Here is a 16,139-nt window from a genome sequence, read left to right as displayed (position 1 = left end):
GCCCATCGCCGGGCGTGGCGGCGGAGCCGCGGTGCCCTTATTCGAGGGTTCGCGGCTAAAGAACCCCTTGCCGCGGTCTAAACCGGGTGCGGGCGCCGGGGGCTTTAGACGGCGGCAAGGGGTTCGTTAGCCCGCCGGATCAGCCTGGGCGGTGGGGTACGACGTGGCCGCAGCCTGCCCGCGAACGACGGCCGGGGTACCCCGCGGGAACCCATCGTCGCCGTGAAGGGGCCAGATGAGCACCGAGGCCAAGCTTCGTGACTACCTCAAGCGGACACTCTCGGAACTGCGCCAGACCCGGCGGCGCCTCGCCGACGCCGAGTCGCGCAGGAGCGAGCCGATCGCCATCGTGGCGATGGCCTGCCGCTTCCCCGGCGGGGTGCGGTCACCCGAGGAGCTGTGGGAGCTGGTCGACGCCGGGGTGGACGCGGTCGGCACCTTCCCCGGCAACCGCGGCTGGGACCTGGACACGCTGTACGACCCGGACCCGCAGCGGCCCGGCACGAGCTACGTGCGCAGCGGCGGGTTCCTGTACGACGCGCCCGACTTCGACCCGGCGTTCTTCGGCATCTCGCCGCGCGAGGCGACGGCGATGGACCCGCAGCAGCGGCTGCTGCTGGAGACGGCGTGGGAGACGTTCGAGCGGGCGGGCGTGGACCCGGGGCCGCTGCACGGCTCGGCGGCCGGGGTGTTCCTCGGGCTGATCCACCAGGACTACACGGTGCGGGTGCCCGAGTCGCGCAAGGCGCTGGAGGGGTACCTGCTCACCGGGGACGCGCCGAGCGTGGCGTCCGGGCGGCTGGCGTACACGTTCGGGCTCGAGGGCCCGGCGGTCACCGTGGACACGGCGTGCTCGTCGTCGCTGGTGGCGCTGCACCTGGCCACGCAGGCCCTGCGGACCGGGGAGTGCGACCTGGCGCTGGCCGGCGGGGCGACCATCATGTCGACGCCGTACAACTTCATCGAGTTCAGCCGGCAGCGGGGCCTCGCCCCCGACGGCCGCTGCAAGTCGTTCGCCGCCGCCGCGGACGGCACCGCCTGGGGTGAGGGCGTCGGCCTGCTGCTGCTGGAACGGCTGGGCGACGCCGAGCGCAACGGCCACCAGGTGCTCGCCGTCATCCGCGGCTCGGCCGTCAACCAGGACGGCGCGAGCAACGGCCTCACCGCGCCGAACGGCCCCTCGCAGGAGCGGGTCATCAAGCAGGCCCTCGCCAACGCTGGCCTCACGCCCGCCGACGTGGACGCCATCGAGGCCCACGGCACCGGCACCACGCTCGGCGACCCCATCGAGGCCCGCGCGCTGCTCGCCACCTACGGCCGCCACCGCCCGGCCGGCGACCCCGTGCGCCTCGGCTCCATCAAGTCGAACATCGGCCACACGCAGGCCGCCGCCGGTGTGGCGAGCATCATCAAGCTCGTCGAGGCCATGCGCCACGAGCGCCTGCCGAAGTCCCTGCACATCGACGCCCCGAGCCCGCACGTCGACTGGACCTCCGGCGCGGTGACCCTGCTGGAGGAGCCCTGCCCGTGGCCGAAGGGCGCCACCCCGCGCCGCGCCGCCGTCTCGTCGTTCGGCATCAGCGGCACCAACGCCCACCTGATCCTGGAGGAGGCACCCGACGGGGCCCCGGCCGCGGACGCGCAGGACGCGGACCCCGGCGACGAGGGCGAGGCCGCTCCCGCCGCCGTCGTGGTCACCCCCCCGCCTCCCGCCGTCGCGCCGGGCCTGCCCGTGCCGCTGGTGTTGTCGGCCAAGAGCCCGCAGGCGCTCATCGCGCAGGCCGAGCGGCTCGGCGCGTTCATGGACGCGCACCCAGAGCCGGGGGCGGGCGAGCTCGCGCGGGCACTGGTCACGACCCGGACGCGGTTCGACCACCGGGCCGTCGTCATCGGGGACGACCGCGAGCAACTGCGGCGGGGCCTGGCCGCGGTGGCGGCGGACGCGGCCACGCCGGACGCGGTGATCGGTCACGCCTCGGCGGGGCTCATGGCGGCGATGTTCACCGGGCAGGGCAGCCAGCGCCCGGGGATGGGCCGTGAGCTGTACGAGCGGTTCGCGGTCTTCGCGGCGGCCCTGGACGAGGTCTGCGGTCACCTGGACCCGTCGCTCGGCCGTCCCCTCAAGCCGATCATGTTCGCCGGGCCGGACACGGAGGAGGCCCGGCTGCTGGGCACCACCCAGTACACCCAGCCCGCCCTGTTCGCGCTCCAGGTGGCCCTCTACCGGCTGGCCGAGTCGTTCGGCGTCCGCCCCGACCACCTGATCGGCCACTCCATCGGCGAGCTGACCGCCGCCCACCTGGCGGGCGTGTTCACCCTGGAGGACGCCTGCACCATGGTGGCCGCCCGGGCCCGCCTCATGCAGAGCGCCACATCCGGCGGCGCCATGGCCGCGCTCCAGGCCACCGAGCAGGACGTCCTGCCGCTGCTCACCGGCGGCGTGTCGATCGCGGCGGTGAACGGCCCCCGCTCGCTGGTCGTCTCCGGCGACCGCGAGGCCGTGACGGCCCTCGCCGCGCGGTGGCGCGAGCAGGGCCGCGACGCCACCCTGCTGCGGGTCAGCCACGCGTTCCACTCGCACCACATGGACCCGATCCTGGAGGAGTTCCAGAGGACGGCCGAGACGCTGACCTTCAGCGCCCCGCACACGACCGTCATCTCCAACCTCACCGGGCGGCCGGCCGGCGAGGAGATCACCACGCCCGCGTACTGGGCCGCGCACATCCGGGGCACCGTCCGCTTCCACGACGGCGTCACCACCCTGGCCGAGCTGCTCGGCGCCACCACCTACCTGGAGCTCGGCCCGGACGCCACGCTCACCTCGCTGGCCACGCAGACCGCCGAGGCCGGGCGGCACACCGTGCGCGCCGTCGCGGCTCTGCGCCCAAAGCAGCCGGAGGCCCGCACCTTCCTCACCGCGCTCGCCACGGTGCACGCCAACGGTGTGCCGGTGGACTGGACGCCCCTGTTCCCGCCGGGGCCGGCGGCGACCGTCCCCCTGCCCACCTATCCCTTCCAGCGGCAGCGCTACTGGATGGACGGCCCCGCCACGGGCGCGGACGCGGCGCAGCTCGGGCTGGTGTCCACCGAGCACCCGCTGCTCGGCGCCGGGGTGCAGATGGCCGAGGACGACTCGTGGGTGTTCACCAGCCGGCTGAGCCTCGGCACCCACCCGTGGCTGGCCGGCCACACCATCGGCGACACGGTGATCATCCCGGCCACCGCCTTCATCGACCTCGCCATCGCCGCCGGCGACCAGGCGGGCTGCACGGCCGTGGACGAGCTGATCGTCCACACCCCCCTCCCCCTGGACGCCGACGCCGGCCTCACCCTCCAGCTCACCCTGAGCGCCCCGGACGAGCGGAACCACAGGACGCTCGGCATCCACTCCCGCCCGAGCCCCACCGCGACCTGGACCCAGCACGCCACCGCGACCCTCACCGCGGACGCCGCGCCCGTCCCGGCCCCCGACGGCGGGGCCTGGCCGCCGGCCGGCGCCGAGCCGCACGACCTGACCGACGCGTACACGCTGCTGACCCGGCACGGCTACGGCTACGGCCCCGCCTTCCAGGGCCTGCACGCGATGTGGCGGCACGGCGAGGAGCTGTACGCCGACATCCGCCTGCCCGACGCCGAGACGGGCGGGCACAAGGGCGTGGCGGGCCACACGATCCACCCGGCGCTGCTGGACGCGGTGCTGCACCCGCTGGCCATGGCCGCCGTGGACGGCGACGGGCCGGCGCGGCAACTGCTGCCGTTCTCGTTCTCCGGCATCCGCCTGTACGCCACCGGCGCCACCCGGCTGCGTGCCCGCCTGACGCCGACCGGGGACACCACCTACCGGCTGTCCCTGGCCGACCCGGGCGGCGCGCCGGTCGCGACCGTCGACACCGTCACCCTGCGCGCCACCACGGCCGCCTCCCTCACGCCGGGCGAGCCGCTGTACCGCGTCACCTGGACCCCGGTCACGCTGCCCGCCGCCCCGCCGCCGGCCGGGCCGTGGGCCGTGCTCGGGCCCGCCGCGCGCACCACGGGCGCCGAGGCCGTCCATTACCCCGACCTGGACGCCCTCCAGGTCGCTCTGGACGCCGGCACGCCGGCGCCGCCGGTCGTGCTCGTCACCACCTTCACCACCACGGGGTCCACCGCCGCGCGGCCGGACACCGCGCAGGCGGCGCGGGAGACGGTGCACCGGGCGATCGGGTTCCTGCAGCGGTGGCTGGCCGAGGAGCGGCTGGAGGGCACGCGGCTCGTCGTCGCGACCCGCGGCGCGGCCCCGGTGGAGACCGGGCAGGAGATCGACCTGGTCAACGCCCCCGTCTGGGGGCTCGCCCGCACCGCGCAGAACGAGAACCCCGGCCGCGTGCTGCTGCTCGACCTGCCGCCGCACGCCACCGGCCCGTACATCGCCAACCAGCCCGAGCCGGAGGGCGTGCCGGACACCCCGGCCGAGGTGGACCTCACCGTGGTGGGCGGACTGATCGAGGCCGACGAGCCGCAGGCGGCCGTCCGGGACGGCCGCGTGCTGGTGCCCCGGGTCACCGCCACCCCGGCGGCCGGCGACGCGCTGGTGGTCCCGCCGGAGGGCTGCTGGCGCCTGGAGGTCACCGCGCCCGGCACCATCGACGGCCTCACGGTCATCGGCCACGACGCCGACACCCGGCCCCTGGAACCGGGCGAGGTCCGGCTGGACGTGCGGGCCGCGGGCGTCAACTTCCGCGACCTGCTGATGACCCTCGACCTCTACCCCGGCCCCACCGTCATCGGCAGCGAGGCGGCAGGCGTCGTCACCGAGGTCGGCCCCGGCGTCACCACCCACCGCGTCGGCGACAAGGTGATGGGCCTGGTGCCCCACTCGACGGCCCCCACGGCCGTCACCGACGCCCGCCTCGTCGTCCCCATGCCGTCCGGCTGGAGCTACAGCCAGGCCGCCGCCACGCCCATCGCGTTCGCCACCGCCTACTACGCCCTGGTGGACCTCGCGGGCACCCGGCCGGGCGACAACGTGCTCATCCACGCGGCGGCGGGCGCCGTCGGGCAGGCCGCGACGCAGCTCGCCCAGCACCTCGGCGCCGAGGTCTACGCGACCGCGCATCCCGCCAAGTGGCCCACGCTGACCGCCAACGGCATCCCCGCGGAGCGCAGGGCCAACTCCCGCACCACCGAGTTCGAGGAGCTGTTCCGCGCGGTCACCGGCGGCACCGGCATGCACACCGTCGTCAACTCGCTGGCCGGGGAGTTCATCGACGCGTCGCTGCGCCTGCTCGCCGACGGCGGCCACTTCGTGGAGATGGGCAAGACCGACATCCGGCCGGGTATCCCCGAGGAGCGGCCCGGCATCAGCTACCAGCCGTTCGACCTCACCGACGCCGGGCCGGACCGTCTCAACGAGATCCTCACCCACCTGAGCGAGCTGTTCGGCCAGGGGCACCTGCGGGCCCTGCCCACCACCACGTGGCCGATCACCCACACCCGGCAGGCACTGCGGCACCTCCAGACGGGGCAGCACACCGGCAAGAACGTCGTCACCATCCCCACGGCCCAGGGCACCACGCTGATCACCGGCGGCACCGGCACCCTGGCCACGCAGCTCGCCACCCACCTCGTCACCCGGCACGGCGTGCGCCACCTGCTGCTGGCCGGACGCCAGGGGCCGGACGCCCCGAACGCGCCGGAGATCCGCCGTCAGCTCACCGAGCTCGGCGCCGAGGTCACCATCGCCGCGTGCGACGTCGCCGACCCGGACGCGCTCGCCGCGCTGCTGGCGTCCGTCCCGGAGGACCGGCCGCTGACCGGTGTGATCCACACCGCGGGGGTGGTGGCGGACGGCACCATCGCCGGCCTGACGCCCGAGCGGATCGACACGGTGCTGCTCCCCAAGATCGTCGCGGCGTGGAACCTGCACGTCCAGACGCGGCACCTCCCCCTGGACCAGTTCGTGCTGTTCTCGTCCATCACCGGCACGATCGGCACCCCCGGGCAGGCCAACTACGCCGCCGCGAACGTCTTCCTGGACGCTCTGGCGCACCACCGCCACACCCGGCACCAGGTCGCCACCAGCCTGGCGTGGACGTTGTGGCAGCAGGCCAGCGCCCTCAGCGGCAACCTCACCGGCACCGACCACAACCGGCTCGCCCGCAGCGGGCTGCACCCGCTGACCACGCCGCAGGCCCTCGCGCACTACACCAGCACGACCACCCACACCCACCCGCATCTGGTGTGCGCGACCATCACCCCCACCCACCCGGCGGCGCCGATCCTGCGCGACCTCGTACGGGGCGCGTCCACCACCAAACGGCGCACCACGCAGGCCGCCGCCACGGGCGCCGCGTCGGCGGGCGGCGCGGACGCCTGGAGCCGCAAGCTCGCCGCGGCGGGGAACCCGGAGCAGCGGCACAGCCTGATCCTGCACCACATCCGCACGCACGCCGCCGGCGTGCTCGGTCACGCGTCACCCGACACGATCAGCCCGCACCAGCCGTTCAAGGACCAGGGCTTCGACTCGCTGACCGCGATCGAGCTGCGCAACCACCTGAACAACTCGACCGGCCTGCGCCTGCCGAGCACCGTCACCTTCGACCACCCCACCCCCGCGGCGCTGGCCGGCCACATCATGACCCAGGTGGCCGACGCCACGCCCGCGGCCGCAGCGCCGCCCGTCCCCGCGGCGGCGCCCGCGGCGGCCGTGACGGACGAGCCGATCGCGGTGGTGTCCATGGCCTGCCGCTTCCCCGGCGGGGTGCGCGGCCCCGAGGATCTGTGGCGGCTGGTCGACACCGGCACCGACGCCATCGACGAGTTCCCCGGCGACCGCGGCTGGGACCTGGACGCGTTGTACGACCCCGACCCGAGCCACCCGAGCACCACCTACGCCCGCACCGGGGGGTTCCTGCACGACGCGGCGGACTTCGACCCCGCGTTCTTCGGCATCTCGCCGCGCGAAGCCCTGGCCATGGACCCGCAGCAACGGTTGCTGCTGCTCACGGCGTGGGAGACGCTGGAGCGCGCCGGCATCGACCCCGCGTCGCTGCGCGGCTCGGCGACCGGGGTGTTCGCCGGCCTGATCTACACCGACTACGCCGCGCGGCTGCCCTTCTTCCCGCCCGCCGTGCAGGGGTACCTCGGCACCGGCACGACGGCCAGCGTCGCCACCGGCCGGGTCTCCTTCACGTTCGGCTTCCACGGCCCCGCCGTGACCATCGACACCGCGTGCTCGTCGTCCCTGGTGGCGGTGCACCTGGCCGCGCAGGCCCTGCGCAACGGCGAGTGCGACCTGGCGCTGGCCGGGGGTGTCACCGTGATGTCCACCCCCAACACCTTCATCGAGTTCAGCCGCCAGCGAGGCCTGGCACCCGACGGCCGCTGCAAATCCTTCGCCGCCGGAGCCGACGGCACCGCCTGGGGCGAAGGCGCCGGCCTGGTACTCCTGGAACGCCTCAGCGACGCCCAGCGCAACGGCCACCAGATCCTCGCCGTGGTCCGCGGTTCGGCCGTCAATCAGGACGGCGCGAGCAACGGCCTCACCGCACCCAACGGACCCTCACAAGAACGCGTCATCCGCCAGGCCCTCGCCAACGCCGGGCTGACCCCCGCCGACGTGGACGCCGTCGAGGCACACGGCACCGGCACCACCCTCGGCGACCCCATCGAGGCCCAGGCACTCCTCGCCACCTACGGCGACAACCGGCCCGCCGACCGGCCTCTGTGGCTCGGCTCCGTCAAGTCCAACATCGGCCACACCCAGGCCGCGGCAGGCGTCGCGGGCATCATCAAGATGATCGAGGCGATGCGCAACGAGCGCCTCCCCCAGAGCCTCCACATCGACACGCCCACCCCGCACGTCGACTGGTCCTCCGGCGCCGTCGCCCTGCTGTCCGCCTCCCAGCACTGGCCGGACGGTGACCGTCCCCGCCGTGCGGCGGTCTCCTCGTTCGGCATCAGCGGCACCAACGCCCACATCATCCTCGAACAGGGTCCCGCCGCGGAGACCCCCGCGGCGGCGACCGAGGTGCCCGCGCCGTCCGCGACGCGCGTCCCCATGCCGTGGCTGCTGTCCGCCAAGAGCCCGGAGGCCCTCGCCGCGCAGGCGGGGCGGCTGGCGGACTTCCTCGACGACCGTCCCGGGCTGACGGCGGCGGACGTCGCGCACGCGCTGACGACCACACGCGCCACGTTCGACCACCGCGCCGTCCTGGTGACCGGCGACCAGGACCGTGAGCCGTACCGGCGGGCCCTCGCGGACCTGGCGGCCGGGACGGCGGGCGACGGTGTCGTCCGCGGGGTCGCGGGCGTCCCCGGCAAGACGGCGATGATGTTCACCGGGCAGGGCAGCCAGCGCCCCGGCATGGGCCGCGAGCTGTACGAACGCTTCGAGGTGTTCGCCACCGCCCTGGACGAGGTGTGCGCCCTCCTGGACGCCCGGCTGGGGCGCGCCATCAAGCCGATCATGTTCGCCGGGCCGGGCACCGAAGAGGCGCGCCTGCTGGACACCACCCAGTTCACGCAGCCTGCCCTGTTCGCCCTGCACGTCGCCCTCTACCGCCTGGCGGAGTCCTTCGGCCTGCGCCCGGACCACCTGATCGGTCACTCCGTCGGCGAGCTGACCGCCGCCCACCTGGCGGGTGTGCTCACCCTGGAGGACGCCTGCACCCTGGTCGTCGCCCGCGCCCGCCTCATGCAGAGCGCCACACCCGGGGGCGCCATGGCCGCGCTCCAGGCCACCGAGGAGGACGTCCTCCCGCTGCTCACCGAGGGCGTCTCCGTGGCGGCCGTCAACGGCCCCGCGTCCCTGGTGATCTCCGGCGACCACGAAGCCGTCACCACCATCGCCGCCCGGTGGCGCGAGTCCGGACGCAACGCGACCCTGCTGCGGGTCAGCCACGCCTTCCACTCCCCCCACATGGACCCGATCCTCACGGAGTTCCAGCGGCGCGCCGAGATGGTGACCTACTCCGCCCCGCGCATCCCGGTCATCTCCAACCTGACCGGGGAACCGGCGGGCGAGGAGATCACCACAGCGGCCTACTGGACCGACCACATCCGGGGCACCGTCCGCTTCCACCACGGCGTCACCGGCCTCGCCGCGCTCGGCACCACCACCTTCGTCGAACTGGGCCCCGACGCCACCCTCACCACCTTCGCCGCGCAGTCGGCCGAGCACGCGACGGCCGTCCCCGCGCTCCGCCCCAAGCAGCCCGAGGCCCTCGCCTTCGTCACCGCCCTGGCCACCCTGCACGCCACCGGCACCGAGGTCGACTGGTCGCCGCTGCTTCCCGCCGGAGCCCGGAAGGCGGACCTGCCGACCTACCCGTTCCAGCAGCAGCGCTACTGGCTGGAGGCACCCGCCGGCAGCGGCAACGCCGCCGAGCTCGGGCTGCTGCCCACCGAGCACCCGCTGCTCGGCGCGGGGGTGCAGATCGCCGAGGACGACTCCTGGGTGTTCACCAGCCGGATCGGGCTGTCCACGCACCCCTGGCTGGCCGGGCACACCATCGGCGACAGCGTGATCGTCCCGGCCACGGCGTTCATCGACCTCGCCATCGCCACCGGGGACCACGCCGGCTGCACCACGGTCGAGGAGCTCATCGTCCACACCCCGCTGACCCTGGACGACGGCGCCACCCCCACCCTGCAGCTCACGCTCGGCGCCCCGGACGACCAGGGGCAGCGGACCCTGAGCGTGCACTCCCGTCCGACGTCCACCGCCACCTGGACACAGCACGCCACCGCCGTCCTCACCGCCGCCCCGCACGCCGTCCCCGAGGCCGGGCCCGCCGGGTGGCCCCCGGCGGACGCGAGCCCGGTGGACCTCACCGGCGCCTACGACCTGCTGGCGCGGCACGGCTACCACTACGGGCCCTCCTTCCAGGGGCTGACGGCCCTGTGGCGGCACGGCGGCCACCTGTACGCCGACATCCACCTGCCCGGCCTGGACCGCCCGGACTCCACGGGGGCCGCCGCCGGCACCGGCCACCCTCTCCACCCGGCGCTGCTCGACGCGGCCCTGCACCCCATCGCCGTGCACACCCTCCAGGACATGGAGCCCTCCGGCGGGCGGCGGCTGCTGCCGTTCTCGTTCAGCGGCATCCGCCTGTACGCCACCGGCGCCACCCACCTGCGCGCCCACCTGGAGCCCACCGGCGACACCACCTACCGCCTGACCCTGACCGACCCGGCGGGCGCACCGGTGGCCACCATCGACACCGTCACCCTGCGGGCCGCCACCGCCGGCCCCGCGACCTCGGGCGACCCGCTGTACCGGGTCGCCTGGACGCCGCTCAGCCTGCCCGCCCCGGCGTCCCCGCCCGCCCTGCCCTGGGCCGTCCTCGGACCTGCCCCGCACACCACGGGCGAGGAGACCGCGCACTACGCCGACCTGGACGCGCTGCGAGCCGCCCTGGACACCGGCACCCCGGCGCCGCCGGTCGTCCTGCTCACCGCGTTCACCACCACGAACTCCGGCGGCACGGGTCCCACCGGCACGGGCTCCGGCGGCACGGGCGGCGAACCGGACGTCGCGGAGGCCGCGCGCGTGGCCGTGCACCGGGGTGCCGAGTTCCTCCAGCGGTGGCTCGCGGACGACCGCCTCACCGGCACCCGGCTCGTCGTCGCCACCACCGGGGCCGCCCCGGTGGACATCACGCAGGATATCGACCTGGTCAACGCCCCCCTGTGGGGCCTGGTGCGCAGCGCGCAGAACGAGAACCCCGGGCGCATCCTGCTGCTGGACCTCCCGCCGTCCGCCACGGGGCCGCTCATCGCCAACCAGGCGGCCGCGCTCCCGGACGACGGGGGCCCGGCCGAGCTGAACCTCTCCCTGATCGGCGGGCTGATCGACGCCGACGAGCCGCAGGCCGCCGTCCGTGACGGCCGGGTGCTGGTCCCCCGGCTGGCCGCCACCCCGGCCGCCGGCGACGCGCTGGTGGTCCCGTCCGAGGGCTGCTGGCGCCTGGAGGTCACCGCGCCCGGCACCATCGAGGGCCTCACGGTCATCGAGCACGACGCCGGCAGCCGTCCCCTCCAGCCGGGAGAGGTCAGGCTGGACGTCCGCGCGGCGGGCGTCAACTTCCGCGACCTGCTGATGACGCTCGACCTGTACCCGGGGGACGTCGTCATCGGCAGCGAGGCGGCGGGTGTCGTCACCGAGGTCGGGCCCGGCGTCACCACCCACCGGGCCAGCGACAAGGTCATGGGTCTCGTCCCGCACGCCACCGCCCCCGCCGCCGTCACCGGCGAGCACATGGTGGTCCCGATGCCGGACGGCTGGAGCTTCACCCAGGCCGCCGCCACACCCATCGCGTTCGCCACCGCCTACTACGCGCTCGTGGACCTCGCGGGCACCCGGCCCGGCGACAACGTGCTCATCCACGCGGCGGCGGGCGCCGTCGGCCAGGCCGCCACCCAGCTCGCCCACCACCTCGGCGCCACCGTCTACGCCACCGCGCACCCGGCCAAGTGGCCCACGCTCACCGCGAACGGCGTGGCCCCCGGACGCCAGGCCAACTCCCGGACCACCGAGTTCGAGCACGACTTCCGCGGCGCCCGCATCGACACCGTCGTCAACTCCCTCACCGGGGAAGCCATCGACGCCTCGCTGCGCCTGCTCCGCGACGGCGGTCACTTCGTCGAGATGGGCAAGATCGACATCCGGCCGGGCATCCCCGATGAGCGTCCCGGCATCAGCTACCAGCCGTTCGACCTCACCGACGCCGGGCCGCAGCGCATCAACCAGATCCTCACCCACCTCAGTGAGCTGTTCGGCCAGGGCCGGCTGAGGCCGCTCCCCACCACCGTGTGGCCGATCACGCACACCCGGCAGGCCCTGCGCCACCTCCAGACGGGCCAGCACACCGGCAAGAACGTCATCACCATCCCGTCCCCGGACACGACGGCCCTCATCACCGGCGGCACCGGCACCCTCGGCGCCCTGCTGGCCGAGCACCTCGTCACCCGGCACGGCGTGCGCCGCCTGGTCCTCACGAGCCGCCAGGGGCCGGACGCGCCGGACGCGCCGGAGATCCGCCGCCGTCTCACCGGGCTCGGCGCCGAGGTCACCGTCGCGGCCTGCGACGTCACCGACGCGGCCGCGCTGGCCGAGTTGCTGGCGTCCATCCCGCCCGAGCACCCCCTGACCACGGTGGTGCACGCCGCCGGGGTGCTGGCCGACGCGACCATCGCCCGCCTCACCCCCGAGCAGATCGACGCGGTGCTGCTCCCGAAGATCGTCGCCGCGTACAACCTGCACACGCAGACCCGGGACCTGCCGCTGGAGCGGTTCGTCCTGTTCTCCTCCATCACCGCGACCATCGGCACGCCGGGGCAGGGCAACTACGCCGCGGGCAACACCTTCCTCGACGCGCTGGCACACCACCGCCACGCGCACCAGAAGGTCGCCACCAGCCTCGGCTGGAGCCTGTGGGAGCAGAGCAGCGCGCTGACGGGCGGCCTCACCGGCGCCGACCACTCCCGCATGGCGCGCGGCGGCCTGCGTCCCCTCACCACCGCGCAGGCGCTCGCCCACTACAGCAACAGCGCCACGCACACGAGCCCGCACCTCATCCCGGCCACCATCACCCCGATCAGCCCCGTGCCTCCGCTGTTCCGCGACCTCGCCCCCGCGGGGCCGGCCCGGCGGGCGGCGGCGACCGGGGGCGCCGGTGGTGGGGCGTGGGCGGACCGCATGGCGGCGCTGCCCGTGGAGGAGCGTCAGCGGGCGGCCGAGGAGCTGGTGCGCACCATCGTGACCACCGTGCTGGGGCACGCCACATCGGGGGCCGTCGATCCTTCGCGGGCGTTCAACGAGCTCGGCTTCGACTCGCTGACCGGCATCGAGCTGCGCAACCACGTCAATGCCGCCACCGGCCTGCGGCTGCCCACCACGGTCGTCTTCGACCACCCGACCCCGGCGGCGCTGGCGGCGTACCTGGTCACCCAGATCCCGGGCACCGCCGCCGCCGATGCCGCCGCCGTGACGCGGGTCGCGACGGCCGTGGACGAGCCGATCGCGGTGGTGTCCATGGCCTGCCGCTTCCCCGGCGGGGTGCGCGGTCCCGAGGACCTGTGGCGGCTGGTCGACACCGGCACCGACGCCATCGGGGGCTTCCCCGCCGACCGGGGATGGGACCTCTCCGGCCTGTACGACCCCGACCCGGAGCGTCCCGGCACGACGTACGCCCGCGGCGGCGGGTTCCTGCACGACGCGGCGGACTTCGACCCCGCGTTCTTCGGCATCTCGCCGCGCGAGGCCCTGGCCATGGACCCGCAGCAACGATTGCTGCTGCTCACGGCGTGGGAGACGCTGGAGCGCGCCGGCATCGACCCCACGTCCCTGCACGGCACCAGCACCGGGGTGTTCGCGGGCCTCATCTACACCGACTACGCCAGCCGCCTGCCCACCCTGCCGCCGGGCCTCGAGGGCTACATCGGCACCGGCAACACCGCCAGCGTCGCGACGGGCCGGCTCGCCTTCACGTTCGGCTTCCACGGCCCCGCCGTCACGGTGGACACGGCCTGCTCGTCCTCCCTGGTCGCCGTCCACCTGGCCGCCCAGGCCCTGCGCAACGGCGAGTGCGACCTGGCACTGGCCGGGGGTGTCACCGTGATGTCCACCCCCAACACCTTCATCGAGTTCAGCCGCCAGCGCGGCCTGGCACCCGACGGCCGCTGCAAATCCTTCGCCGCCGGAGCCGACGGCACCGCCTGGGGCGAAGGCGCCGGCCTCATCCTCCTGGAACGCCTCAGCGACGCCCAACGCAACGGCCACCCCATCCTCGCCGTCGTCCGCGGCTCCGCCGTCAACCAAGACGGCGCCACCAACGGGCTCACCGCGCCCAACGGCCCCTCCCAGGAACGCGTCATCCGCCAGGCCCTCGCCAACGCGGGACTCACCCCCGCCGACATCGACGCCGTCGAGGCACACGGCACCGGCACCACCCTCGGCGACCCCATCGAAGCCCAGGCACTCCTCGCCACCTACGGCCAGAACCGCCCCACCGACCACCCGCTGTACCTGGGCTCCGTCAAGTCCAACATCGGCCACACCCAGGCGGCGGCAGGCGTCGCCGGCATCATCAAGATGGTCCAGGCCATGCGGCACGACCGCCTCCCGCGAAGCCTCCACATCGACGCCCCCACCCCGCACGTGGACTGGACGACCGGCACCGTCACCCTGCTCGCCACCCCCCACCCCTGGCCCCGGAACGACCACCCCCGCCGCGCCGCCGTCTCCTCGTTCGGCATCAGCGGCACCAACGCCCACCTGATCCTCGAAGAGCCCCCCGCACCGATCCCGGCCCCCGAGCCGGCGAAGCCGCCGGCCACTCCCCGCACCCCGGCCGCCGAGCACGCGGAACCCCCGGCCACCCCCCTCACCCCGGCGGGCCCGGCCACCCCCGTCCCGTGGGTGCTCTCCGCGAAAACCCCGGAGGCCCTGCGGGCCCAGGCGGCACGCCTGGCCGACCTCGCCGCCCCCACCGGCCCTGACGTCCCCTCCGCCTCCTTGGGGGACGTCGCCCACGCCCTGGTCACCACACGGGCGGCCTTCGACCACCGTGCCGTGATCCTCGGCGCCGGTCGTGACGTGCTCGCCGAGGCCCTGCGGGCCTTCGCCAGGGGCGAGGAGACCCCGGCGGCGACCGCCGGTCACACCACCAAGCCCGCGAAGACGGTGTTCGTCTTCCCCGGTCAGGGCTCCCAGTGGCAGGGCATGGGACGCGAACTGCTGGACACCTCCGAGGTGTTCAGGCAGCACATCGAGGACTGCGCGCGAGCCCTGGCCCCGCACACCGGCTGGGACCTCGTCGGCGTCATCCAAGGCGCGCAGGACGCCCCGTCGCTCAAACGGGTGGACGTGGTGCAGCCCGCCCTCTGGGCGATCATGGTCTCGCTGGCCGCCGTCTGGCGCTCCCACGGCGTCCACCCCGACGCCGTCGCCGGCCACTCCCAGGGCGAGATCGCCGCCGCGTACGTGGCGGGCGCGCTCACCCTGGAGGACGCCGCGACCATCGTGGCCCGCCGCAGCCAGGCCCTCGCCGGCCTCGCCGGCACCGGCGGGATGGCGTCCGTGCTCCTGCCCGCCGGCCAGGTGCGGGAACGGCTGAGAAGCCAGGGCGGCGACCTGCACATCGCGGCCGTCAACGGCCCGGTCACCACCGTCGTCGCGGGCGACCGCGGCGCCCTGGACGAGTTCCGGCTCCTGTGCGAGGCGGAGGGCGTCCACGCCCGCGTCATCGACGTGGACTACGCCTCCCACACGCCCCACATCGAACCGCTCAAGGACGAGCTCACCGCGGCGCTCGCGGGCGTCACCCCGCGGCCGTCCGGCATCGCGTTCTACTCCACGGTCACCGGCGACCGGCTCGACACCACCGAGGCGCTCGACGCGGCGTACTGGTACGCCAACCTGCGGCAGCCCGTGCGTTTCGAGGAAGCCGTCCGCGCGATGACCACCGCCGGGCACACCCTGTTCATCGAGAACAGCGCGCATCCCGTGCTCACCGGCGCCGTCCAGGAGACCCTGGAGTCGACCGGCACGCGGACCTGCGCGGCCATCGGGACACTGCGGCGCGACGAGGGCGGCGCGACGAGGATGCTCACCTCACTCGCGCAGGCGTACGTCAACGGTGCCCCGGTGGACTGGACGTCCACGGTCACGCCGTCCGGCTCCACCCCCGTGGACCTGCCCACCTACCCCTTCCAGGGGCGGCGGTACTGGCTGGAGGCCCCGGCGGACGGCGGGAACGCCGCCGGGTTCGGCCTGGTCACCTCCCGCCACCCGCTGCTCGGCGCCGGCGTGCAGGTCGCCGAGGACGACTCATGGGTGTTCACCAGCAGGATCGGCCTGAACGCCCACCCGTGGCTGGCCGACCACACGATCGGCGGCACCGTCATCGTCCCCGCCACCGCCCTCATCGACCTGGCCATCGCCACCGGCGACCACGCCGGCTGCACCACCGTCGAAGAACTGATCGTGCACACCCCCCTGGTCCTCACCCCCGGCACCCCCATCACCCTCCAACTCACCCTCGGCGCCCCCACCGACGACGGCGAACGCCCCCTGACCGTCCACTCCCGCCCGAACACCACCACGACCTGGACCCAACACGCCACCGCCACCCTCTCCACCCACCCCACCCCCCCAC

General features: G+C 74.7%; 1 protein-coding gene. It reads left to right on the top strand.

Annotated elements, in window-relative coordinates; all coding sequences use genetic code 11:
* Nucleotides 1–235 precede the first annotated feature (235 nt).
* On the top strand, nt 236–16,139 hold a 15,904-nt coding region (locus ABGB17_RS07990; protein WP_347627170.1), incomplete at its 3' end, for an SDR family NAD(P)-dependent oxidoreductase.

It is taken from the genome of Sphaerisporangium sp. B11E5 (assembly GCF_039871875.1).
Taxonomy (GTDB): Bacteria; Actinomycetota; Actinomycetes; order Streptosporangiales; family Streptosporangiaceae; genus Sphaerisporangium.
This window is presented reverse-complemented; position numbering and strand designations above follow the sequence as displayed.